The organism is Pseudomonadota bacterium (genome assembly GCA_013285465.1).
Lineage (GTDB): Bacteria > Pseudomonadota > Alphaproteobacteria > Micavibrionales > CSBR16-224 > CSBR16-224.
The window spans coordinates 1357110-1380562 of the sequence record CP053449.1 but is presented as its reverse complement, the minus strand read 5'-3'; the positions used below and the strand labels follow the sequence as shown (position 1 = coordinate 1380562).

Annotated in this window: 34 protein-coding genes; 33 read left to right on the top strand and 1 reads right to left on the bottom strand. The window is 50.7% G+C overall.

The features are described 5' to 3' along the window. The first annotated feature begins 11 nt into the window (after window positions 1–11). The 33 genes from HND56_06790 (at window position 12) to rplQ (ending at window position 22355) form a co-directional block, all read left to right on the top strand. Window positions 12–926, top strand: a complete 915-nt coding sequence (locus HND56_06790) for a DUF3137 domain-containing protein (protein ID QKK05406.1) — start codon at window positions 12–14, stop codon at window positions 924–926. Window positions 927–1038: 112 nt separating this feature from the next. Next, the gene (locus HND56_06785) at window positions 1039–2493 is read left to right on the top strand and encodes a TrkH family potassium uptake protein (protein QKK05405.1); all 1455 of its coding nucleotides are present in this window, start codon (window positions 1039–1041) and stop codon (window positions 2491–2493) included. A gap of 321 nt (window positions 2494–2814) precedes the next feature. After that, on the top strand, window positions 2815–3186 hold the full coding sequence (locus HND56_06780) for a 30S ribosomal protein S12 (GenBank protein QKK05404.1): 372 nt from the start codon (window positions 2815–2817) through the stop codon (window positions 3184–3186). 31 nt (window positions 3187–3217) lie between these two features. Continuing rightward, entirely contained in the window at window positions 3218–3688 is a 471-nt protein-coding gene (rpsG, locus tag HND56_06775) for a 30S ribosomal protein S7 (GenBank protein ID QKK05403.1), read from the top strand. Between the two features lie 24 nt (window positions 3689–3712). Next, window positions 3713–5791, top strand: a complete 2079-nt coding sequence (gene fusA, locus HND56_06770; protein QKK05402.1) for an elongation factor G — start codon at window positions 3713–3715, stop codon at window positions 5789–5791. 51 nt (window positions 5792–5842) lie between these two features. Next, a complete protein-coding gene (gene tuf, locus HND56_06765; GenBank protein ID QKK05401.1) occupies window positions 5843–7033 on the top strand; it encodes an elongation factor Tu in 1191 nt (396 codons plus the stop codon). A gap of 74 nt (window positions 7034–7107) precedes the next feature. After that, window positions 7108–7434: a 30S ribosomal protein S10 gene (gene rpsJ, locus HND56_06760; protein QKK05400.1), complete on the top strand. Its 327-nt coding sequence runs from the start codon at window positions 7108–7110 to the stop codon at window positions 7432–7434. Between the two features lie 53 nt (window positions 7435–7487). Further along, window positions 7488–8339 carry a 50S ribosomal protein L3 gene (gene rplC / locus HND56_06755; GenBank protein QKK05399.1) on the top strand — a complete coding sequence of 284 codons (852 nt, stop codon included), beginning with the start codon at window positions 7488–7490 and terminating at the stop codon, window positions 8337–8339. A gap of 36 nt (window positions 8340–8375) precedes the next feature. Further along, window positions 8376–8996: a 50S ribosomal protein L4 gene (gene rplD / locus HND56_06750; GenBank protein QKK05398.1), complete on the top strand. Its 621-nt coding sequence runs from the start codon at window positions 8376–8378 to the stop codon at window positions 8994–8996. Then, window positions 8993–9310 (top strand): 50S ribosomal protein L23, encoded by a 318-nt coding sequence (locus tag HND56_06745; protein ID QKK05397.1) that lies wholly within the window; start codon window positions 8993–8995, stop codon window positions 9308–9310. Before rplD ends, HND56_06745 begins: the two co-directional genes overlap by 4 nt. Window positions 9311–9365: 55 nt before the next feature. Then, entirely contained in the window at window positions 9366–10205 is an 840-nt protein-coding gene (gene rplB, locus HND56_06740) for a 50S ribosomal protein L2 (GenBank protein QKK05396.1), read from the top strand. A 20-nt stretch (window positions 10206–10225) separates the two neighbouring features. After that, on the top strand, window positions 10226–10504 hold the full coding sequence (gene rpsS / locus HND56_06735; protein ID QKK05395.1) for a 30S ribosomal protein S19: 279 nt from the start codon (window positions 10226–10228) through the stop codon (window positions 10502–10504). A 5-nt stretch (window positions 10505–10509) separates the two neighbouring features. Continuing rightward, window positions 10510–10899: a 50S ribosomal protein L22 gene (gene rplV / locus HND56_06730; protein QKK05394.1), complete on the top strand. Its 390-nt coding sequence runs from the start codon at window positions 10510–10512 to the stop codon at window positions 10897–10899. Next, window positions 10899–11579: a 30S ribosomal protein S3 gene (gene rpsC / locus HND56_06725; protein QKK05393.1), complete on the top strand. Its 681-nt coding sequence runs from the start codon at window positions 10899–10901 to the stop codon at window positions 11577–11579. Before rplV ends, rpsC begins: the two co-directional genes overlap by 1 nt. 71 nt (window positions 11580–11650) lie before the next feature. Then, window positions 11651–12064 carry a 50S ribosomal protein L16 gene (rplP, locus tag HND56_06720; GenBank protein ID QKK05392.1) on the top strand — a complete coding sequence of 138 codons (414 nt, stop codon included), beginning with the start codon at window positions 11651–11653 and terminating at the stop codon, window positions 12062–12064. 28 nt (window positions 12065–12092) lie between these two features. After that, the gene (gene rpmC, locus HND56_06715) at window positions 12093–12455 is read left to right on the top strand and encodes a 50S ribosomal protein L29 (GenBank protein ID QKK05391.1); all 363 of its coding nucleotides are present in this window, start codon (window positions 12093–12095) and stop codon (window positions 12453–12455) included. Window positions 12456–12482: 27 nt separating this feature from the next. Beyond that, complete coding sequence (gene rpsQ / locus HND56_06710) at window positions 12483–12854, top strand: 30S ribosomal protein S17 (protein ID QKK05390.1); 372 nt, start codon at window positions 12483–12485, stop codon at window positions 12852–12854. Between the two features lie 46 nt (window positions 12855–12900). After that, a complete protein-coding gene (rplN, locus tag HND56_06705) occupies window positions 12901–13269 on the top strand; it encodes a 50S ribosomal protein L14 (protein ID QKK05389.1) in 369 nt (122 codons plus the stop codon). A 4-nt stretch (window positions 13270–13273) separates the two neighbouring features. Beyond that, the gene (gene rplX, locus HND56_06700; protein QKK05388.1) at window positions 13274–13606 is read left to right on the top strand and encodes a 50S ribosomal protein L24; all 333 of its coding nucleotides are present in this window, start codon (window positions 13274–13276) and stop codon (window positions 13604–13606) included. 25 nt (window positions 13607–13631) lie between these two features. Continuing rightward, complete coding sequence (gene rplE / locus HND56_06695) at window positions 13632–14177, top strand: 50S ribosomal protein L5 (GenBank protein QKK05387.1); 546 nt, start codon at window positions 13632–13634, stop codon at window positions 14175–14177. Window positions 14178–14198: 21 nt separating this feature from the next. Further along, on the top strand, window positions 14199–14504 hold the full coding sequence (gene rpsN, locus HND56_06690) for a 30S ribosomal protein S14 (GenBank protein ID QKK05386.1): 306 nt from the start codon (window positions 14199–14201) through the stop codon (window positions 14502–14504). 122 nt (window positions 14505–14626) lie between these two features. Further along, window positions 14627–15025: a 30S ribosomal protein S8 gene (rpsH, locus tag HND56_06685; GenBank protein QKK05385.1), complete on the top strand. Its 399-nt coding sequence runs from the start codon at window positions 14627–14629 to the stop codon at window positions 15023–15025. Window positions 15026–15074: 49 nt separating this feature from the next. Next, window positions 15075–15608 carry a 50S ribosomal protein L6 gene (gene rplF / locus HND56_06680; protein ID QKK05384.1) on the top strand — a complete coding sequence of 178 codons (534 nt, stop codon included), beginning with the start codon at window positions 15075–15077 and terminating at the stop codon, window positions 15606–15608. A 30-nt stretch (window positions 15609–15638) separates the two neighbouring features. Further along, window positions 15639–16001, top strand: a complete 363-nt coding sequence (gene rplR / locus HND56_06675; GenBank protein ID QKK05383.1) for a 50S ribosomal protein L18 — start codon at window positions 15639–15641, stop codon at window positions 15999–16001. A 47-nt stretch (window positions 16002–16048) separates the two neighbouring features. Further along, complete coding sequence (gene rpsE, locus HND56_06670; protein QKK05382.1) at window positions 16049–16591, top strand: 30S ribosomal protein S5; 543 nt, start codon at window positions 16049–16051, stop codon at window positions 16589–16591. A 64-nt stretch (window positions 16592–16655) separates the two neighbouring features. Continuing rightward, window positions 16656–16967 (top strand): 50S ribosomal protein L30, encoded by a 312-nt coding sequence (gene rpmD, locus HND56_06665; GenBank protein QKK05381.1) that lies wholly within the window; start codon window positions 16656–16658, stop codon window positions 16965–16967. A 21-nt stretch (window positions 16968–16988) separates the two neighbouring features. Continuing rightward, entirely contained in the window at window positions 16989–17480 is a 492-nt protein-coding gene (locus HND56_06660; GenBank protein ID QKK05380.1) for a 50S ribosomal protein L15, read from the top strand. A gap of 113 nt (window positions 17481–17593) precedes the next feature. Continuing rightward, complete coding sequence (gene secY, locus HND56_06655; protein QKK05379.1) at window positions 17594–18934, top strand: preprotein translocase subunit SecY; 1341 nt, start codon at window positions 17594–17596, stop codon at window positions 18932–18934. Continuing rightward, complete coding sequence (locus tag HND56_06650) at window positions 18931–19632, top strand: adenylate kinase (GenBank protein ID QKK05378.1); 702 nt, start codon at window positions 18931–18933, stop codon at window positions 19630–19632. The genes secY and HND56_06650 overlap by 4 nt, the downstream gene beginning before the upstream one ends. 247 nt (window positions 19633–19879) lie before the next feature. After that, window positions 19880–20257, top strand: coding sequence for a 30S ribosomal protein S13 (gene rpsM, locus HND56_06645; protein ID QKK05377.1), 378 nt, complete (start codon window positions 19880–19882; stop codon window positions 20255–20257). A gap of 33 nt (window positions 20258–20290) precedes the next feature. Then, window positions 20291–20686: a 30S ribosomal protein S11 gene (rpsK, locus tag HND56_06640; protein QKK05376.1), complete on the top strand. Its 396-nt coding sequence runs from the start codon at window positions 20291–20293 to the stop codon at window positions 20684–20686. A gap of 62 nt (window positions 20687–20748) precedes the next feature. Then, window positions 20749–21768 (top strand): DNA-directed RNA polymerase subunit alpha, encoded by a 1020-nt coding sequence (locus HND56_06635; protein QKK06588.1) that lies wholly within the window; start codon window positions 20749–20751, stop codon window positions 21766–21768. Between the two features lie 131 nt (window positions 21769–21899). Next, window positions 21900–22355, top strand: coding sequence for a 50S ribosomal protein L17 (rplQ, locus tag HND56_06630; GenBank protein ID QKK05375.1), 456 nt, complete (start codon window positions 21900–21902; stop codon window positions 22353–22355). A 77-nt stretch (window positions 22356–22432) separates the two neighbouring features. Here rplQ and HND56_06625 read toward each other — a convergent pair whose 3' ends face one another. Further along, the gene (locus HND56_06625; GenBank protein ID QKK05374.1) at window positions 22433–23407 is read right to left on the bottom strand and encodes a hypothetical protein; all 975 of its coding nucleotides are present in this window, start codon (window positions 23405–23407) and stop codon (window positions 22433–22435) included. Window positions 23408–23453: the final 46 nt, after the last annotated feature.

Sequence of the window (23453 nt, the reverse complement as noted above, 5' to 3'; positions counted from 1 at the left end):
GATACGGAATTTTGGAAGACCATGCTTTACTTGAAAATTTGCAACGGCGTGTCGTAAGGACACGCCGTTTGTGCTTTGTTGTCTGGTTCGGATTGCTATGTTGTACGCTACCGATGTTTGCAGGCATCTTTATTTCAGGGAATCTTGTCTGGTCTGTCGGTGCCGTATTCTTTATTGTTTTACTGGCGCTATTCTATCCGGTCGCGGGGCATTTCTTCCGTTCTGCCCTAAAAAAAGATATTGTGGCGTATCTGTGTAAAGTAACTGATTTCGACTTTTCTTCGGCAGGTTATTTTAAATTTTCTTCAATTCGTCCGTTCCGTATCCCTCAAAATATGGTTACCAAAACAATCTTTCCGAAAAGCGAAGATGCTTTTCGCGGTAAGTTCAATGGAGTGGAGTTTGTTATGCAGGAAGTGGTTTTCGCTGGCAAAAAATATGCCGATAGGCCGGCAAATAATCACGTGCGGGATATTTTTCTTGATAGATGGGTCTTTGTCCTGCTGAAAACACATAGAAAATTCGATGGTCAGACAATTATTGTGCCAGATAGCATGGTTACAAAATTTCTGCATGAGAAATTCGGCTTTATGAAAACGGTTGGGCTGGTCAGTTCTGAATTTGAAAGCAAGTACGATGTATTGTCAACGGATCAAGTTTCGGCGCGTTATCTTATGGATCCCGTGATGATTGAAAAATTTATCGAATTTGGAAAAATCAATAATACAGAGAATATTGAAATCGGTTTTCGAGGTGAGCGCGTTTTATTGGCCTGCAGATCACCGATTCCCCTGATATGGGTGCCGGATTTTTCGATGCTGCTTTTGGATGACAGCGCATTTGAGGAGATTTTGTTGGGTTTGCGTAAGTTTAAAAGTGAAATCGAGAAACTGGAAGAAATTATTGAGATGTTAGAGCTGATCTAGCACGGCTTGAGCGACACCATTCTTGACAATATCAGTACATGGGCGCAATCTGTCTGCCATCCATATCCATAAGTAAAAACAATAGAACAACGAAGGATAGCCGGTTGGTAAAATGCGGACGATTTTTTTCACATACGGTCTTTGCCTGATCGGGTTGTCTTTCTTTATGTTCTTCCCGATGTTGGCGGATGTTTCTTCTCCGACGCATGAATGGAATGTTTTTGCGTTGTCGCAATTTTTTTGTTTTTTTCTTGGCGGCCTCATGGTTTTTTCCAGCCGCAGTGGCCATTATACGCTGAGAATACGGGATGCTTATTTGCTGACGGTGACGGTCTGGGTAGGGTTGTCGCTATTTTCGGCGCTGCCTTTCTATTTCACCGCCGCAAAAGAATATCGGTTGAATTTCACCGATGCGGTCTTTGAGGCCGTGTCCGGCCTCACAACCACGGGCTCCACGGTTTATACGCATCTGGATGCGGCACCGCACGGCATTCTGCTGTGGCGCAGTATTCTGCAATGGATCGGCGGTATTGGCATTGTCGTTTTCAGCATGACGATTCTGCCTTATTTGCGAGTCGGCGGCATGCAGCTGTTCCGGTCGGAATCATCGGATAATTCGGATAAGATTTTGCCGCATGTGCATCTGATTGCCGGCGCAACACTGGCGGTGTATACGGGTTTGTCGCTATTGATTGTTTTTGCCTATGATCTGGCGGGGATGTCGCTGTTTGATGCGGTCAATCACGCCATGACCACGATTTCCACCGGCGGGTTTTCGACTCACGATGCGTCTTTCGGTTATTTCAAAGCGCCTTTGATGCAATGGCTCGGCACACTCTTTATGATAGCGGGCGGTACGCCGATGATACTTTATATCTCGCTTTTTGTCGGGCGCAAGAATAATTCCCTGCTGCTGTATCAGGCAAAAGCCTTCTGGATCGGTCTGACTGTTGTCTCTTTAGGGCTGGCGCTCTGGCTGTGGTACACGCATACGGGCTGGTCTTTTGCGGATGCCTTGCGGCAATGCGCTTTCAACGTCACATCCGTCGTCACAACAACAGGGTTTGCAACAACGGATTATACGCTCTGGGGCGGCTTGTCTGTCATGGCATTTTATTTCCTGACGATTGCGGGCGGCTGTACCGGATCGACCAGCGGCGGCATCAAGATTTTCCGCTTTCAGATTGTGGGGAAGGCTCTGATGCTGGAACTGCGGCGGCTGATTTCACCGCATGGTGTTTTTCCGCGCGATATGGGAGGTAAACCGCTCAGCTATGAGGTCGTGTCCTCCGTGGCGATTTTTATCGCGATGTTCTGCTTTATTTTCTGCGTGCTGTCACTGGCGCTGCTTTTGACAGGGCTGGATTTTACGACCAGTCTCAGCGGGGCGGCGACCGCGCTGGCCAATGTCGGCCCCGGTCTTGGCGAAGTGATCGGCCCGGCCGGAAATTTCACGACGGTTCCCGACGCGGCGAAATGGATACTGGTGGCGGGTATGCTGGTCGGGCGGCTAGAGATTATGACGGTGCTGGTGCTGTTTTCCGGCAGCTTCTGGTGTGACGTTTAGAGTGAGACGGCGGTGTTCCGCATTATCGCAATAAAAAATCCGTTTTTATGCAATTTTCTGCTTGACGTTCCGCAAAAACGTGATATATTCCGCGCAAGTCTCGTAAGGATAGACTGGCTGTAGGCCGTAACATTTAGGCCTAGACGCAGTCTGCGCATCACCGCAGACAAGAAACACAGAAGAGGCGACCGAACGGAGATGGTTGCCAGAGAGCACAGGGAGTTGTTGCTCTTTTTTCTGTTGCATTCGCCGCCGCGTCAGGCTATCTGTCTCAGGACTATATTGTTGCTAAGGTTAAAAACTGAAAAGGAAAGGCGCAAAATGCCAACGATTAACCAGCTTGTACGTAAAGGTCGTAAGCCAGTCGTCAAGAAGACAAAAACGCCGGATCTGAAAGCCAACCCGCAAAAGCGTGGTGTGTGCGTCCGCGTTTACACGACAACCCCGAAAAAGCCGAACTCGGCTCTGCGGAAAGTGGCACGTGTTCGCCTGACCAACAAACGCGAAGTGACGACATACATTCCGGGTATCGGTCACAACTTGCAGGAACACTCCGTTGTGCTGGTGCGCGGCGGTCGTCGTAAAGATCTTCCCGGTGTCCGCTACACGGTTATCCGTGGTGCGCTGGATACGCAGGGTGTTGATAAACGTAAACAGGCACGTTCACGCTACGGCGCGAAACGTCCGAAGTAATTATAGTTTGGATAAAAAGGAATAAAGAGTTATGTCCCGACGTCGCAGAGCAGAAAAACGAGAAGTCCTTCCCGATCCGAAATATTTGGATACGGTTGTCGCAAAATTCATCAACGGCCTTATGAAGGACGGAAGACGTTCCAAGGCTGAGCGCATTTTTTACGGCGCGATGGAACAGCTGCAAAGCCGTGCAAAGGTTGAGCCTCTGGAATTGTTCCATGATGCTCTGAATAATGTGAAACCGTCGCTTCAGGTTCGTTCCCGCCGCGTTGGTGGTGCGACTTATCAGGTTCCGACCGAAGTCCGCCCCGAAAAACAGCAGGCGATGGCGATCCGCTGGATTATTGATGCCGCACGCGGCCGTTCCGAAACAACGATGATTGATCGTCTGGCGCGTGAACTGGAAGATGCGTCAAATGACCGCGGTACAGCGGTGAAAAAGCGTGAAGACACGCATAAAATGGCGGAAGCGAACAAAGCGTTCGCACATTACCGCTGGTAAGCGAAATAGGGAGAGTGAAGAAAAATGTCTGGTACCAATACGCCACTTGAGAAATACCGCAACATCGGCATTATGGCTCATATCGACGCCGGTAAAACGACGACGACAGAGCGCGTGCTGTATTACACCGGTAAGTCTTACAAAATCGGTGAAGTGCATGACGGCGCCGCCACGATGGACTGGATGGAGCAGGAGCAGGAGCGTGGTATCACGATTACCTCCGCTGCAACGACATGTTTCTGGAAAGATTACCGCATTAACATCATCGACACCCCCGGTCACGTTGACTTCACGATTGAAGTTGAGCGTAGCCTGCGCGTTCTTGATGGTGCAGTGGCCGTATTTGACTCGGTTGCCGGTGTTGAGCCGCAATCCGAAACGGTTTGGCGTCAGGCTGATAAATACCGCGTTCCCCGTATGTGCTTTATTAATAAAATGGATCGTATCGGCGCCGATTTCTATCGTAGCGTTGAGATGATTATTGACCGTTTGGGTGCAACCCCGCTGGTACTGCAATTGCCGATTGGCGCTGAGTCTGATTTCCTCGGCGTTGTTGATCTGGTACGCATGAAAGCAATCGTCTGGAAAGAGGAAACGCTGGGTGCGGAATTTGAAGACCGCGACATTCCGGCTGATCTGCAGGATAAAGCGGCTGAATACCGTATGCAGCTTGTTGAAGCTGCTGTCGAGCTTGATGATGCGGCGATGGAATCTTACCTTGAAGGTAAAGAGCCGGATGTTGAGACGCTGAAAAAATGTATCCGCAAAGGAACGGTTAAAGGTAAATTCGTACCGGTCCTGTGTGGAACGGCCTTTAAAAACAAAGGTGTACAGCCGCTTCTTGATGCTGTTGTCGATTACATGCCGTCGCCGCTGGATGTCGGTGATGTTCATGGTAAAAAGGTAGATTCGGATGATGAGGACACACGTCCGCCGTCAGAGGATGCGCCGTTCTCGGCTTTGGCGTTCAAAATCATGAACGACCCCTTTGTCGGTAGCTTGACATTTGCACGTATCTATTCCGGTAAGCTGGATGCCGGCAGTTACGTTCTGAACTCCGTCAAAGACAACAAAGAACGTATCGGCCGTATGTTGTTGATGCACTCAAACAACCGCGAAGATATCAAAACGGCGACAGCCGGTGATATCGTGGCGTTGGTGGGTCTGAAAGACACGACAACGGGTGACACGCTGTGTGATCCGTCCAAGCCGATTGTTCTGGAACGCATGGAATTCCCGGATCCGGTTATTGAAATCGCGGTTGAGCCGAAAACAAAAGCGGATCAGGAAAAAATGTCCACAGCTCTGCAGCGTCTGGCAGCGGAAGATCCGTCTTTCCGTATCAGCGTTGATCATGAAACGGGACAGACGATCATTAAAGGTATGGGCGAGTTGCATCTCGACATTATCGTTGATCGTATGAAACGCGAATTTAAAGTTGAAGCAAATATCGGTGCGCCGCAGGTTGCTTACCGTGAAACGATTACGAAGCCGTTCCAGGTTGATTACACGCACAAGAAACAAAGTGGTGGTGCCGGTCAGTTTGCCCGCGTTGTCATTGATTTCGAACCGCAAGAATCTGGCGCAGGTTACGAATTTGAAAGCAAGATCGTCGGCGGTAACGTTCCGCGAGAATATATTCCGGGCGTGGAAAAAGGTCTGCTGTCGGCTCAGGAAACAGGTGTTCTTGCCGGCTTCCCGATGATCGACTTCAAAGCAAGACTTGTTGACGGCGCTTATCACGATGTGGATTCATCGGTGCTGGCATTTGAAATTGCTGCACGGGCGGCTTTCCGTGAAGGTATTGCACAGGCTGGGCCGGTTCTGCTGGAGCCGGTTATGAAAGTCGAAGTTGTGACACCCGAAGACTATATGGGTGACGTTATCGGCGACTTGAACAGCCGCCGCGGCCAGATTTCGGAAATGACCGATCGGGCCAATGCAAAAGTGGTATCTGCGATGGTGCCGCTTGCGAATATGTTCGGATACATCAACACACTGCGTTCTATGAGCCAAGGCCGTGCGCAGTACACGATGCATTTCGATCATTATGAACAAGTGCCGAAGGCCGTTGCTGATGAAGTAAAGGCAAAGCTGGCATAAAGTGTTATTTGCTCTCGTAACGTAACAGGAAAAGGAAGAGGACTAGAGGAAATGTCTAAGGAAAAATTTGAAAGAAATAAACCGCACGTCAATATTGGCACAATTGGTCACGTTGACCATGGTAAAACGACGCTGACGGCAGCTATTACAAAAGTTCTGGCTGAAGCCGGCGGTGCAAAAGCAACGAATTACGCGGATATCGATAAAGCTCCGGAAGAGCGCGAGCGCGGTATCACGATTTCGACAGCTCACGTTGAGTACGAAACAGCCAATCGTCACTATGCACATGTTGACTGCCCCGGCCACGCTGACTATGTGAAAAACATGATCACAGGTGCGGCACAGATGGATGGTGGTATCCTCGTTGTATCAGCTGCTGACGGCCCGATGCCGCAAACGCGTGAGCACATCCTGCTTGCACGTCAGGTTGGTGTTCCGGCGCTGGTTATCTACATGAACAAATGTGATCAGGTTGATGATGCCGAGCTTCTGGATCTGGTTGAAATGGAAATTCGCGAACTGCTGAACGAATACCAGTTCCCGGGCGACGATATTCCGATCATCCGCGGTTCTGCTCTGGCAGTTATTGAAGACAGCGATGAGAAACTGGGTAAAGAATCCATCCTTGCACTGATGGAAGCTGTTGACAGCTACATCCCGACCCCGGATCGTCCGATTGACATGCCGTTCCTGATGCCGATTGAGGATGTATTCTCAATTTCCGGTCGCGGAACCGTTGTTACGGGTCGTATCGAGCAAGGTGTTGTGAATGTCGGTGACGAAGTTGCCATCGTTGGCCTGCGTCCGACCACGACAACCACCGTTACGGGTGTTGAAATGTTCCGTAAACTTCTGGATCGCGGAGAGGCTGGCGACAACATTGGCGCTCTGCTCCGTGGTACGAAACGTGAAGATGTTGAGCGCGGTCAGGTTCTGGCTAAGCCCGGCTCAATCACGCCGCACACGAAGTTCAAAGCTGAAGCTTACGTCCTGACGAAGGATGAAGGTGGACGCCACACGCCGTTCTTCACAAACTATCGTCCGCAGTTCTACTTCCGGACGACAGATGTGACCGGTATTGTACACCTGCCGGAAGGCACGGAAATGGTAATGCCTGGTGATAACATTGAAATGGACATCGAACTCATTGCACCTATCGCAATGAACGAAGGCCTGCGCTTCGCTATCCGCGAAGGCGGTCGTACGGTCGGTGCCGGTGTTGTTGCCAAGATCGTTGAGTAACTAAGAGATACGCCCGCCGGGCTGTCCCGGCGGGCACTTCTCGAGAAAAGATAAAGAAACGGGATAGAAAGATAATGGAAACGCAAAATATCCGTGTGGTTTTGAAAGCTTACGATCATCGTGTCCTCGATCAATCGGCACATGAGATCGTTCATACCGCGAAAAGAACCGGTGCTTCAGTACGGGGCCCTGTGCCGCTGCCGACACGGATCGAAAAATTCACGGTTTTGCGTAGCCCGCATATTGATAAAAAGTCACGCGAGCAGTTTGAAATGCGTACGCATAAGAGACTTTTGGATATTGTGGATCCGACGCCGCAAACAATTGACGCGCTGATGAAGCTGGATTTGGCTGCCGGTGTGGATGTGGAAATCAAGTTGCAGGAGCGCGCAGCAGCTTAAAGGCTGGACGCTCTTTGAAAAAGAGAAAAAGTTAAAAACAAGGATTAAGAAAAATGCGTACAGGATTGATTGCACAGAAAATCGGCATGACGCGTATATTTGACGATGAAGGTCGCCATGTACCTGTTACGGTGCTGAAGGTCGATAATTGTCAGGTTGTCTCCGTCAAGACGGAAGAGAAAGACGGTTATGTCGCTCTGCAACTCGGCGCAGGCAAAAAGCGTTTGAAAAACGTCAGCAAGCCGGTGCGTGGTCACTATGCCAAGGCAAAAGTCGAGCCGAAAGCGAAACTGGTTGAGTTCCGCGTGAGCAATGACGGTCTTGTGGAGGTCGGTGCCGAACTGTCTGTTGCGCATTTTGTGCCGGGCCAATATGTCGATGTGTCCGGTGTGACGATCGGTAAGGGTTTTGCCGGTGCTATGAAACGCTGGAATTTCGGCGGTCTGCGTGCAACGCATGGTGTCTCTGTTTCACACCGTTCGCACGGTTCAACAGGTCAGTGTCAGGATCCAGGTCGTGTCTTTAAAGGCAAAAAAATGGCCGGTCACATGGGTGCGCGTAACCGCACGGCACAAAATCTGAAAGTGATGGCTGTCGATGAAGAGCAAGGCCTGATTTTTGTCACGGGCGCGGTTCCGGGCAGCAAAAAAGGCTGGGTGACGATTAATGATGCTGTAAAGAAGGCTCTGCCTGAAGACGCTCCGTTCCCCGCAGCATTGCGCACGAATGAGAAAAAAGCCGCGGATAAGCCGAAAGAGGATGTATCCGAGAAGGCTGATGAAGTCGAAACCTCTGTAGAAGCTGCTGTTGAAGCCGCTCCGCAGGAACCGGTGAAAGAAGAAGAGGCGAAAGCCGAAGCAGCGGAGCCGGTTGCTGAAGAGAAAACGGAAGAAGAGAAGAAATAGGACCTAGAAGGTCTTAGCTAAGGAAAGGAAAAAGCGATGAAAGTCGCCGTAAAAAATCTGGAAAATAAAAAAGTAGGGGACCTGACGCTGAGCGATGCGGTCTTCGGCTTAGAGGTACGCCCTGACATCCTGCACCGCATGGTGAATTGGCAGCTGGCAAAACGCCGCTCCGGTACGCATAAGGTGAAAACCATCAGCGAGATCAGCGGTACCGGTAAAAAACCGTTCCGTCAAAAAGGTACGGGTAATGCACGTCTTGGCTCGTTGCGCGGTACGCAACAGCGCGGCGGTCAAACCGTTCACGGTCCGGTCGTTCGCAGCCATGCGCATGATTTGCCGAAAAAATTCCGCAAGCTGGGTCTGCGTATGGCTCTGGCATCGAAATATGCAGCCGGCAAACTGGTCATTCTGGATGATCTGGCGTCGAAATCGCACAAAACCAAGGAAATGGCAGCAAATCTGCAAAAGATGGACATTTCTTCGGCTTTGATTATCGGTAGCGAAGAGATTGATGTGAATTTCTTCCGCGCTGTCCGTAACATTCCGAATGTTGATGTTCTGCCGCAGCAGGGCGCCAATGTTTACGACATTCTGCGCCGCGATACGCTGGTGCTGACGAAGGATGCCGTCGCTAAACTTGAGGAGCGTTTGAAATGAGTAAGAAAGCAGCAAAAACACAAGTAACGCCGCGTATGTACGACATTCTGCTGGCGCCGGTCATTACCGAGAAAGCAACCATGGGCTCCGAACACGGGCAGGTTACTTTTAAAGTGGCGCTTGATGCGACCAAGCCGGAAATCAAAGATGCTGTTGAAGCAATCTTCGGTGTTCAAGTCAAAGCCGTTAACACATTGCGCCTGAAAGGGAAAACCAAACGCTTCCGTGGCTATAAAGGCCGCCGCAGCGACATTAAAAAGGCAATCGTAACACTGGCCGAAGGACAAATGGTCGATGTGACGGCAGGAGTTTAAGAAAGCAGGATTTTAGACAAGAGTTTCTTGCAGGAAGATAAAAGGGTTTAGAACAATGGGATTGAAGACATATAAGCCGAGAACGCCAGCGATGCGCCAGTTGATTACGGTCGACCGCAACGAGCTTTGGAAGGGGAAACCCGTCAAAGGCCTGACGGTTGGTCTGACGAAATCAGGCGGACGGAACAATCACGGCCAGATTACGACACGTCATATCGGTGGCGGTCACAAACGGAAATACCGTTTGATTGACTTTAAACGCCGCAAATTCGACGTTGAAGCAACGGTTGACCGGATTGAATACGATCCGAACCGCACGGCTTTTATCGCGCTGATCAAATATGATGACGGTGAGCTGGCTTATATTCTGGCGCCGCAGCGTCTGGCAGCGGGCGACCGCGTCATCGCATCCGAAAAAGCGGATGTGAAGCCGGGTAACGCAATGCCGCTGAAAAGCATTCCGGTCGGTACGATCATCCATAATGTCGAGCTGAAGCCCGGCAAAGGCGGTCAGATCGCACGTTCCGCGGGCAGCTATGTACAGTTGGTCGGTCGTGACAGCGGTTACGCACAGATTAAACTGTCTTCCGGCGAGCTCCGCGTTGTGCGCGGCGAGTGCATGGCCACGATCGGTGCGGTTTCGAACGCGGATCAAAAGAATATCAGCCTCGGTAAAGCCGGTCGCAAACGCTGGTTGGGACGTCGTCCGACAGTCCGCGGTGTTGTGATGAACCCGGTTGATCACCCGCATGGTGGTGGTGAAGGTAAGACATCAGGCGGTCGTCATCCTGTGACGCCGTGGGGTAAACCGACAAAAGGTGCGCGGACGCGCAGCAATAAAGCAACCGATAAGTTCATTCTGCGCCGTCGCAAATCGAAGCGCGGAAGCAAGTAGGATTAGGAAAGGAAGAGAACATGTCTCGTTCAGTTTGGAAAGGCCCGTTTGTTGAAGGTTATGTGCTGAAAAAAGCACAGGCTGTTCGCGAAGCCGGCCGCAATGAAGTGATCAAAATCTGGTCACGCCGTTCATTGATCATGCCGCAATTCGTCGGACTGACCTTTGGTGTCTATAACGGCCAGAAATTCATTCCGGTTCTGGTAACGGAAGAAATGATCGGGCATAAGTTTGGTGAGTTCTCGCCGACCCGTAGCTATTACGGTCACGGCGCTGACAAGAAAGCGAAAAGGAAGTAAGAACGATGGGGAAACCGGCAAATAAAAAGCGTATTGCGGATAATGAGGCAGTGGCTCGCGCCAAGCAGATCCGTTCCAGTGCGCAAAAACTGAATTTGATTGCTGAATTGATCCGCGGTAAAGACGCGGGACGCGCCCTGCTGGATCTGGAATTCAGTAAGCGCCGCGTCGCACAGCAAGTGAAGGTGCTTCTTGAATCCGCCATCGCAAATGCGGAAAACAATCACGGTCTGGATGTTGACAGGCTGTATGTGAAAGAAGCGACTGTTGGACGCGCTCTTGTGATGAAACGTTTCCGTGCCCGTGCACGCGGACGCGCAGGCCGTATCCAAAAGCCATTCAGCAATATGCGTATTGTCGTCAGTGAAAAAAGTGACGTGAAGGAGAGTGAATAATGGGTCAGAAGGTTAACCCGATTGGATTGAGACTAGGTATCAACCGTTCATGGGACAGCCGTTGGTATGCCGATAAAGACTATGCTGAAAAGCTGGTCGACGACATCAAACTGCGTGAATACCTGATGGGTGAGTTGAAATCTGCCGGCATCTCCCGCGTTTTGATTGAGCGTGCGGCGTCAAACACGAAAGTCACGCTGTTTACGGCACGTCCGGGCGTCATCATCGGCAAAAAAGGCGCGGATATTGAAAAGCTGCGCCGTCAGATTGCAGACCGCATCGGTGGGGAAGTTTCCCTGAACATCGTTGAGGTTCGCAAGCCGGAAATCGATGCGAAACTGGTTGCCGAAGGCATTGCCCAGCAGCTGGAGCGTCGTGTTTCTTTCCGCCGCGCCATGAAACGCGGTGTACAATCCGCTCTGCGCATGGGTGCAGAAGGTATTCGTGTTAATTGCGGCGGTCGTCTCGGCGGTGCCGAGATTGCACGGACGGAATGGTATCGCGAAGGTCGTGTGCCGCTTCATACGCTGCGTGCTGATATTGATTACGGTACAGCCGAAGCGCTGACAACCTACGGTATCATTGGTATCAAGGTTTGGATTTATAAAGGTGACATTCTGGAACATGATCCGATGGCACATGAGAATAGACTGAGCGACGGGCAACCGAAACGGTCTTAAAAGAAAAACGATTGTGTTACGGAAAATGATTGACGAAACACATATAACATATTAAAAGAGAGAGCAAAACGATGTTGAGTCCTAGAAAGACAAAGTACCGCAAAGCGCATAAAGGCCGCATTCATGGTAATGCACAAGCGGGCACGACATTGAACTTTGGCGCTTACGGCCTGAAGGCTTTGTCGCCGGAACGTATTACGGCACGCCAGATTGAGGCAGCACGCCGTGTGATTATGCGTCATATCAAACGTCAGGGACGTTTGTGGATTCGCATTTTCCCGGATGTGCCGGTAACGAAAAAGCCGCTTGAGGTTCGTCAGGGTAAAGGTAAAGGCTCCGTCGAATTTTGGGCTTGCCGCGTAAAACCCGGCCGCGTGATGTTTGAATTGGACGGTGTGCCGCGCGCTCTTGCGGAATCCGCATTTGAGCTTGCAACGTCGAAACTGCCGGTTAAAACGCGCTTTATTGCCCGTATCGGTGAATGATAACAACGAATAAACAGGTTATAAGAAGATGGATATCGCTGACGTAAGACTGAAAACCGATGATGAGCTGAAAAAGCAGGTCACGGAATTGTATAAAGAGGAGATGAATCTCCGCTTCCAACAGGCCAATGGCCAGTTGAGCAACACGGCACAGAAACGCCTGCTGCGTCGCGATATTGCGCGTATCCAGACAGTTCTGAGCGAGCGCCGCAAAGGTATCTCTTACGCCAATGATGATGCGAAGCCCGCAAAAGCAAAAGCGAAGAAAGCTGCGGCTCCGAAGAAGGAAGAAAAAGCAAAAGCGGCACCGAAAAAAGCTGCCAAAGCTGATGCAAAAACAAAAGATGAAAAGCCGGCGAAGAAGAAAACCGCCGCCAAAAAGAAAGCCTGATAAGGCGGAACTGAAGGAGTTTAGACGATGCCCAAACGCATTATGGAAGGAAAAGTGGTCAGCAACGCATGTGACAAAACCGTTACGGTTTTGGTTGAACGCCGCGTAACGGATCCGCTGTATAAGAAAGTTGTTCGTCGTTCCGCAAAATATGCGGCGCATGATCCGCAAAATATTTGCCAACTGGGCGATCAGGTCGAGATTCAGGAATGCCCCCGCGTTTCCAAGCGTAAATCTTGGGTCGTGATTTCAGGCGGCACCGGCAAACCGTCGGAAAAACGCATTCGCGCGGGTCAGGACGCAGCCGTTGAAGCTGTGGATACCGGAAAAATTCAGCCGAAAAAAGCGAAAAAAGCTGACGAAGAGACAGTTGCTGAAAAAACGGATGACAAGAAATAAGTGATACGGACAATACGTACAAAGATTAAGATAAAGGGTTAAGACGATGATTCAGATGCAAAGCAACCTTGATGTGGCCGATAACAGTGGCGCAAGACGCGTACAGTGCATCAAAGTACTGGGCGGCTCCAAGCGCCGTACGGCAAATATCGGTGATATTATCGTGGTTTCCGTAAAAGAAGCCATTCCGCGTGGTCGTGTGAAAAAAGGTGATGTGCATCGTGCCGTTATCGTGCGGACGTCGAAAGGCATCCAGCGCAGCGACGGAACGGTTATCCGTTTTGACCGCAATGCGGCTGTTCTGATCAGCGCCAATGGCGAGCCGATCGGCACCCGTATTTTTGGCCCCGTAACGCGCGAATTGCGCGGCAAAAAGTTTATGAAGATTATTTCTCTGGCACCGGAGGTTTTATAAGACAATGACAGCGCAACGTAACAAATTAAAAATTAAAAAAGGCGATGAAGTCATCGTTACGACCGGCCGCGATAAAGGCCGCAAAGGCGAAGTCCTGAAAGTGATGCGCGAAGAAAATCGTGCCATCGTACAGGGCGTCAATATTCGCAAAAAACACACGCGTCCCTCTCAGGCGGGAGCAGGCGGTATTGTGGAGCAGGAAACACCGATCCATATTTCCAATATCGCTGTGGTTGATCCGAAATCCGGGGAAGCGACCCGTGTCGGATATCAAACCCTGAAAGGTGGACGTAAAGTACGCTTTGCCAAGAAATCCGGCGAAGTCGTTGATGAATAATAAGCAGTAAAGCAGAGATAAAACGATGACAACACGTTTGAAGACAGAATATGTGGAAAAGATCAAACCGGCTCTGGAAGAGCAGTTCGGTTACGGTAATGATAACGCCATTCCGAAACTGGAAAAGATCGTCCTCAATATGGGCGTTGGCGACAATGTTCAGGATAGCAAACGCATCCGCTCCGCCGTTGCCGAGCTTGAGGCCATTGCCGGCCAAAAAGCCGTGGTAACGAAAGCGCGCAAATCGATCGCACAGTTTAAACTGCGTGACGGTATGTCTATCGGCTGCAAAGTCACATTGCGCGGTGCCCGTATGTATGAATTTCTGGATCGCCTGATCAATATCGCTATGCCGCGTATTCGCGACTTTCGCGGTATTTCGTCGACAAGCTTTGACGGCAACGGCAACTACGCTCTCGGTATTAAAGAGCAGATCATCTTTCCCGAGATTGAATATGATCAGATTGATAAAGTGCGCGGTATGGATATCGTCATTTGCACGAGTGCAAAAACAAATGAAGAGGCATTGGCTCTGTTGACGGGCTTTAACATGCCGTTCAAGAAGAAGTAATAGGACCGGAGGAAAAAACGGATGGCCAAGAAGAGTTCAATTGAGAAAAACCAACGCCGCGAGAAGCTGGTAAAGAAATATGCCGGCAAACGTGCGCGCCTGAAAGAAATCATTGCCGACCGTACGGTCAGCGATGAAGAGCGCTTTCAGGCTGTGATCAAGCTGGCGAAACTGCCGCGCAACGGTGCAAAAACCCGTCTGCGTAACCGTTGCCAGATCACAGGGCGTCCGCGGGCAAACTACCGCAAATTCGGTATGTCCCGTATTTCTTTCAGGAAACTCGCTTCCGAGGGTATGATCCCCGGTGTTACGAAGTCCAGCTGGTAGAAGAGAGCCGGAATTAAAGATAAACGCCTTTTAGAAAAGGCATATTGAGGAAAGTATTTTATCGGCCATAGGGCGTTTTTAAAGACGAGATATGGCGCTGAAAATGAAGGAGCAAGAAAACAATGACAATGAGTGATACTTTAGGTGATCTGTTGACACGTATCCGTAACGGTCAAAATGCCGGGCTGGACGTTGTGAAAAGCCCTGCGTCGAAACTGCGCGAGAATGTGCTGGAAGTCCTTAAAAAAGAAGGATTTATCCAAGGCTATACGCGTGTTGACCATGCCGGCGGTTTGGCCGATCTGGAAGTCGAGCTGAAGTATTTCGAAGGCGAGCCTGTTATTCGCAAAATCGCGCGCGTTTCCAAACCGGGCCGCCGCGTTTACTCCAAAGTCAAGGAGCTGCCGCAGGTTTATAACGGCCTTGGTATTTCCATTCTGTCGACCCCGCGCGGTGTGATGTCAGATCATGACGCACGCGAAAACAATGTCGGCGGCGAAGTACTTTGTCAGGTCTTCTAAGGATTAGTTTAGAATATTAGAACGCAGAGAATTAAGAAGGTAGAAAATAATGTCACGCATAGCCAAAAACCCCGTCACCGTTCCTGAAGGTGTTGATGTACAAATCAGCGGTCAGGATGTGACTGTCAAAGGCAAACTCGGCGAGCTCAAACTGCGCCTCGTGGATGAATTGTCCGTAAAGCTGGAAGATGGTCTGGTGTCTTTGACGCCGCGCAGCCAGTCACGCTTTGCACGCAGCATCTGGGGAACGTCCCGTTCGCTGATTGCGAATATGGTCGAAGGTGTCAGCAACGGCTTCAGCAAAAAGCTGGAAATTAAAGGTGTCGGTTACCGTGCATCCGTACAGGGCAGCAATGTTGTTCTGCAGCTTGGCTACAGCCATGACGTGATCTATCCGATTCCCGCAGGTATTAAAATCAATGCGCCGAACCAGACAGAGCTGGAAATCAGCGGTATCGACAAAAAACAAGTCGGTCAGGTGGCTGCAGAGATTATCGCTTTCCGTCCGCCGGAGCCTTACAAAGGAAAAGGTATCCGCCATGAAGGACAGCGCGTCTTGAGAAAAGAAGGCAAGAAAAAGTAATAAATTTTTGAAATAAAAGGGTTTAAAAAGATGTTGAAAAAAGCGACACCGAAACAGAGACGTCTCTGGAGAACGCGTTCAAAACTGCGTAAAGGTCAGAATGGTCATCCGCGTCTGTCCGTCCATCGTACGGGACTGCATATCTACGCGCAGGTCATTGATGACGAAAAAGGTTTGACTTTGGCTTCGGCATCGACGATTGACAAAGAGTTGCGCGGTAAACTGAAAAAAACCGCGAATGTCGATGCTGCCACACAGGTTGGAAAGCTTCTGGCGGCGCGCGCAAGCAAAGCAGGCGTTAAAGAAGTCATGTTTGATCGCGGTAATGCTGCTTATCATGGTCGTGTCAAGGCTCTGGCCGATGGCGCACGCGAGGGCGGACTGGTCTTTTAATTTTTTGGCGCAAATGGCGCAAGAGCAAAATACGTAAGGGTAAAAAAATGAAATCAGCAGATAGAGCACAGCAGGAATCGGAATTGATGGAGCGCCTGGTCGGCATTAACCGTGTCGCCAAGGTCGTGAAAGGTGGACGCCGTTTCGGATTTGCGGCCCTCGTGGTCGTTGGTGACGGACGCGGACGCGTTGGCGCAGGCACCGGTAAAGCCCGTGAGGTTCCGGAAGGTATCCAGAAAGCAACGGAGCAAGCCAAGCGCAATATGGTTCGTATTCCGCTGCGTGAAGGACGCACACTGCACCATGACATCGTCGGACGCTTTGGCGCCGGTCAGGTTCTGATGCGTTCCGCACCTGCCGGTACGGGTATTATTGCGGGTGGTCCGTTGCGCGCTGTTTTCGAAGTTCTGGGCATTCAGGACATTGTTGCGAAATCGCAAGGCTCGTCCAACCCGTATAACATGGTACGCGCCGCATTGGCCGGTCTGCGTTCGATGGAAAGCCCGCGTATGGTTGCCGCCCGCCGCGGTCGCCGTGTGAGTGACGTTCTCGGACGTAAAAAAGGCGAAGAGGACGCGAAAGCGGAATAAGCAATCAACGCCGGATTTTTTAAAAACCGGCAGGAATACAGTTTTACTTTGAGGAGTCGGCACAATGGCTGAAGAAAAAAAGACAACCGCAAAGAAGACCGCACCGAAGAAAGCGGCGAAACCCGCTGTGAAAAAGGAAGCGGTTAAAAAGAAAGCAGCGCCGAAAAAAGCGGCTGCGAAAACGCCTGCGGGAAAAACCGTAACGGTTACGCAGATTGCGAGCCCGATTGGCCGTGTGCAAAAACAGCATGCAACGCTGACAGGTCTTGGCCTGAACAAAATCGGTCGCACGCGCGTTCTGGAAGATACGCCCGCTGTGCGCGGCATGATTAACAAAGTTAAACATCTCGTGCAGATCGTCGAAGACGCTGCATAATAGAAGAAGAGGGATTGAAGAATGAAACTCAACGAACTCAAAGGCAAAGCCGGAAGCAGCAAGTCGCGCATGCGCGTCGGCCGTGGTATCGGTTCGGGTAAAGGCAAAACCTGCGGACGCGGTCAAAAAGGCCAGAAGTCACGTACAGGCGTTGCCATTAAAGGTTTTGAAGGCGGTCAAATGCCGATTTACCGCCGTTTGCCGAAGCGCGGTTTCCACAATCCGACCCGCAAAAACTGGGCAACGGTTAATCTGAGCACGGTTCAGACGGCTATTGATAAAAAACTGCTGGATGCGGGTAAAGTTATTGATGCTGCCGCTCTGGTAAATGCCGGTCTGGTTAAGCGCACGGCTCCCGGTGTTCGTTTGCTGGGGCAGGGCGAAATCAAAAGCAAAGTCACGTTCAAAATCACCGGCGCGACAAAAACGGCTGTTGCTGCTGTCGAAAAGGCAGGCGGTAAAGTCGAGTTTCTGCCGGCACCCAAAAAGATCGAACGAAAAAAAGCAATCTAACCCGTTTTTCTTGCTGTTTTTCGGCATCAGGACTATTCTATGAGCGGCCGATCATCCGGGGATTCCCGTTCGGCCGCTCTTAATATAAAGGAACAGGAAGAAGGATTTTCATCATGGCGTCTATGACGGAACAATTTGCCGCGAACTTTAATTTTGGCGCGCTGGCAAAGGCCGATGATCTGAAAGCACGTTTGAAATTTACCGTTTTGGCGCTTCTGATCTACCGTCTTGGCACTTATGTTCCCGTTCCGGGGATTGATCCGCAGGCCTGGCAAGAAATTTTCTCACAGAAATCCGGCGGCATTTTTGACATGTTCAACATGTTTTCCGGTGGTGCCTTACAGCGTATGACCATTTTCACGATGGGGATTATGCCTTATATTACGGCCTCGATCATTATGCAGATGATGACGGCGATGGTTCCGTCATTGGAAAATCTGAAAAAAGAAGGCGAGGCGGGGCGTCAGAAAATCAACCAATATACCCGTTACGGAACGGTCTTTCTGGCAACTGTTCAGGCTTATGCTCTGGCGATGGGGCTGGAAAGTATGGGCGGTGGTGCGATTGTTTCGGATCCCGGCTTCTTTTTCCGCGCGACGGCGGTGATTACGCTGGTTGGCGGCACGGTTTTCCTGATGTGGATCGGTGAGCAGATTACCGCGCGCGGCGTTGGTAACGGCTTGTCGCTGATTATTTTTGCCGGGATTGTCGCGGAACTGCCGCGTGCTCTGGCCAGTACATTGCAGCTGAGTTTGGAAAAAGTATTTTCACCCTTCCTGCTGCTGTTTGTGGCTGCGCTTGTTGTGGCAGTGATTACCTTTATCGTCTTTATGGAGCGGGCGCAGCGCCGCGTGATTGTACAGTATCCCAAGCGTCAGGTCGGCAATAAAATGTATGCCGGTGATTCCAGCCATATGCCGCTGAAGCTGAACTCCTCCGGAGTTATTCCGCCGATCTTCGCATCGTCTCTGCTGTTGTTTCCGCTGACCTTTGTCGGTTTCACCGGCAGTGACGGCAGCCCGATTCTGGATGCGATTAGCCGCTATTTGCAACATGGTTCGGCGACCTATATGGCGCTTTACGGATTGCTGATTGTCTTCTTCTGCTTTTTCTATACGGCAATTGTTTTCAATCCGCAGGAAACGGCAGATAATCTGAAACGCTATGGCGGCTTTATTCCGGGTATTCGTCCCGGCCAGCCGACATCCGATTATCTTAATTTTATTTTGACCCGTATTACGGTGCTGGGCGCCGCCTATCTTGTACTGATATGTCTTTTACCGGAGTTTCTGATGGCAAAATACAAGTTGCCGTTCTATTTCGGGGGAACGAGTCTCCTGATTGTGGTGACCGTCACGATTGATACGGTGGCGCAAATCCAGTCGCATTTGTTGGCCCACCAATATGAAGGGCTGCTCCGCAAAACGAAACTCAGAGGAAGACGCAGAACATGATTATTGTACTCGTAGGACCGCCGGGCGCGGGCAAGGGAACGCAGGCACGCCGCATTGCCGATAAATACGGCATCCCGCAATTGTCGACAGGTGACATGTTCCGCGAGAAAATCGCATCCGGCGATGAACTGGGCAAGAAAATCAAGGGTATCGTTGAATCCGGCAATCTGGTGCCGAGCGAAATTACGATCCAGATGATTGTGGACCGCATTAAAGAGCCGGATTGTGCAAACGGATTTCTTCTGGACGGTTTTCCGCGCAATGTCGAACAGGCTGAAGGTCTTGAAAAGGCACTGAAGGAAGCCGGCAAAAATCTTGATGCCGTCGTGCAGCTGGATGTGAATGATGATGAGCTGGTCGAGCGTATTTCCGGCCGCTTTACCTGCGCCTGCTGTGACGAGGGCTATCACGATAAATTCAAAAAACCGGCTGTGGAAGATACATGTGATGAATGCGGTGCAGAAGGGCAATTTAAACGCCGCGCTGATGATACGCCGGAAAAGGTTAAGGTACGCCTTGATGTCTATCACGACCAGACAGCGCCGATTCTGGCTTATTATCAGAGCCGTGACCTGCTGGATAAGGTGAACGGTATGCAGGATATGGACAAGGTTTCGGAGGATATTTCCGCCGTGCTGGACGCAATTGCCGCCGGGGATGCGCCAAAACGGAAAAACGGCAGTAATCCGAAGATTTAAGGCCGCGTAAAAAAACAGTTTTTTCGGGCAGAAAGCTGTTGACATTTTCCGCGTTGCACATATAATACGCCCGCTGACCCTAGGAATGCCTTGCGGCTTGTAGCTTTGCTATTGGCAAGTTTTTTCGAGGGATCAAAAGAATCATCCGGCCTGAGTGAAAGAAAAGCGGCAGGCCGAAAAGGCAGATAAAGAAACAAAAAAGACCAAGCAACTGAGCAGTCTTTAAATATATAAGGAGTTTAAGACAGTGGCACGTATCGCAGGTGTAAACATTCCGTCGGAAAAAAGGGTCGTAATTGCCCTGACCTATATTTACGGTATCGGTCCGACGACATCGAAAAAGATTTGTGAAATGGCCAATATTCCTGCCGAGCGCCGTGTCAAGGACATGAGCGAGCAAGAGGAATCGCAAATTCGCGAAATCATCGCCAACGACTATGAAGTCGAAGGTGATCTGCGCCGTACGGTTTCGATGAGCATCAAGCGTCTGCTGGATCTTGGTTGCTATCGCGGTCTGCGCCACAGGAAAGGCCTGCCGGTTCGCGGTCAGCGCACGCATACGAATGCGCGCACGCGTAAAGGTCCGGCAAAACCGATCGCTGGTAAGAAGAAAGTTGCCAGATAATAAATGCAAGTGATGAAAGAAGGTTTTTAGACGATGGCTAAAGCAAAAACAGCGGTCAAGACCCGCAAAAAAGAAAAGAAAAACATTGCGACGGGCGTGGCCCATGTCAATGCCAGCTTTAACAACACCAATGTGACCATTACGGATGTTCAGGGCAATGTGATTTCCTGGTCGACAGCCGGTGCACAGGGTTTTAAAGGTTCGCGTAAATCCACACCTTACGCCGGTCAGATGGCTGCGGAAGATGCCGGACGCAAGGCGCAAGACCACGGCATGACATCGTTGGAAGTTCTGGTTAAAGGCCCGGGTCCGGGACGTGAATCTGTTCTGCGCGCATTGCAGTCCATCGGCTTTACCATTACGTCGATCACCGACATCACGCCGATTCCGCATAACGGTTGCCGCCAGCGCAAACGCCGCCGCGTATAATCGACAGATAGAAGAATTTTAAGAACATACTCTCAATTTAGGTAAACAAGGGGATGACGACTGTGATTCAAAAGAACTGGAAAGAACTGATCAAACCGGAAACAATTGACGTTGTACAGGGACGTGATCCGTTGCGTTTCGGTACGGTTGTCGTAGAGCCTCTGGAGCGCGGCTATGGCCTGACGCTTGGTAACGCATTGCGTCGTGTTCTGCTTTCCTCTCTGCAAGGCGCTGCTGTGACAGCCATTAAGCTTGATAACGTGCTGCACGAGTTTTCGTCGATTGACGGCGTGCGCGAAGATGTGACGGATATCGTTCTGAACATCAAGGCGCTGGCGCTGCAATCTTTCTCGGAAACACCGAAAAAACTGCGTTTGCAGGCAACCGGCCCGTGCGAAGTAACGGCATCCATGATCGAAGAAATCGCTGATGTCAAAATCTGCAATCCCGATCTTCTGATCTGCACGCTGAGCGATGGCGCAACGATCAATATGGAACTGACGGTCGAGACAGGCAAAGGCTACCGTCCGGCGGCGCAAAACCGCCCTGAAGACGCACCTGTCGGCCTGATCCCGGTTGACAGCGTATTCAGCCCGGTTCGTAAAGTGACCTACCGCGTGGAAGATACCCGCGTCGGCCAGATCACTGACTATGATAAACTGGTTCTGATCATCGAAACAGACGGCACGATTACGCCGGAAGATGCAGTGGCATTCTCCGCACGTATCCTGCAGGATCAACTGCAAGTCTTTATCAACTTCCAGGAGCCGGAAGCGCATGAAGCGGAAGATGAAGGCGATGAACTGCCCTTCAGCCGCCATCTGTTGCGCAAGGTTGAAGAGCTTGAGCTCTCTGTCCGTTCTGCGAACTGCCTGAAAAACGACAACATCGTTTATATTGGCGATCTGGTTCAGAAAACGGAAGCTGAAATGCTGCGTACGCCGAACTTTGGCCGTAAGTCGCTGAATGAAATTAAAGAAGTTTTGTCCGGTATGGAACTGCATCTCGGTATGCAAATCGAGGGATGGCCGCCGGAAAATATCGAAGAACTCATCAGAAAACTGGACGAAGCCAGCTTCTGATAAGCGGATTTATCCGCAGGAGGGGCGCTGTTGCCCCGCCCGGTTTGTTTTTGAACATATGTCTTCAGAGCCGCCGGTTTGTTTGATCCGCTTCATGCGTGAAGCCCGGAGATAAGAAAGGAAGAAGAACCATGCGTCATAAAATGAAAGGACGTAAACTTGGTAGAAACAGTCAACACCGCCTTGCGATGTTTGCCAATATGGCTGCTGCTCTGATCAAGCACGAACAAATCAAAACAACTTTGCCGAAGGCGAAGGAATTACGCCGGTTCGTTGACCGCCTGATTACTCTGGGTAAGAAAGGCAAACTGTCTGATCGCCGTCTTGCCGCATCACGCCTGCGTGATGATGCGATGGTCAAAAAACTGTTTGATGTTCTGGGCGAACGCTATAAAGAGCGCAACGGCGGTTACACCCGCGTGTTGAAAGCCGGTTTCCGCTATGGAGACTGTGCGCCGATGGCAATTATCGAACTGGTAGACCGTGATCCGACTGCAAAAGGTCAGGACAGCGGCCCGGTTGATTTTGACGGCGAAGCGGAAGCTGCTGTTGAAGCGCCGGCAAAGAAGAAAAAAGCCGCTGCATAAGGCAGTTTTTTTCAAAAAATTTCAAAAGCGCCCCGCGAGATATTCCGGGGCGTTTTTTATATGAATGTTTTTAATTATTATGAAGGACCGCCGGGGCGTTTTTTCGGTGGTTTACGTTTTGCCACGGGTTTGGCGTCGCGGGCCAGTTGCTGGCGTGATACGGCGATATGCGGCACGACCCGCAAGGCGCGGGCACCTGTTTCATTCGGGTTAGGGCTGTAATCGAGCTTATTGCCGTCAAAATCCGTGACTTTACCGCCTGCTGCCGTCACCAGTGCATGACCGGCGGCAACATCCCAGAACGGTGCGCCGTCACCTTTGCTCTTGCTGATATGGGCGTAAATATCGGCTGTGCCGTCAAGAACCGGGCAGAAGGCATAGATCGCGCCGCGGTCTTTAATCGCAATGACATCCTGCTTGTTGATCTTAAACTGGTTTTCAACATCCCCCGTATTTGTATCTGCGGTCTGTTGCTCAAGAAATTTCGTGATTTCGGCGACATCGCCCGAGCTTTTATTGACGACCGCGCGGACATTTCCTTCCGTCAGGGCTGTGGAAGAGGGGGCGTTGAGATCTTCGACCGTATCAGCGATATCGTTGCGTTTCAGGGCAATCTTATCCGGTACGCTTCCGGCATAGAGCGTGGCCTGCGCCGGATGATAAACAAGCCCTAAAATAGGCTCACCTTCATGAATCAGGGAAACCAGAACGGCAAAACCGCCCGTTTGTTCGATAAAATCCTTGGTGCCGTCCAGTGGATCGACAGCCCAGTATGTGCCGTCTGAAATATCGGGGATATTGCCTGCGGCAACCTGTTCTTCCGATAGAATCGGGATGTTCGGGGTTAATTGTTTCAAAGCGGGCAGGAGAATATCTTCGGAAGCCTTGTCCGCCTTGGTCACGGGCGTGTTGTCACTTTTGATTTCCGCACCGATATCGGCAGAAACATAAATATCCATGATGGCCATGCCTGCAGTACGCACGGTTTCTGCGCCCGCCAGCAGCAGGATCCGTGTGTCATAGTCATGATTCTTATATGCTATCTTTGCCATAACAAAAATCTACCATAAAACAATAAAGAATTCCACAATTAAATTA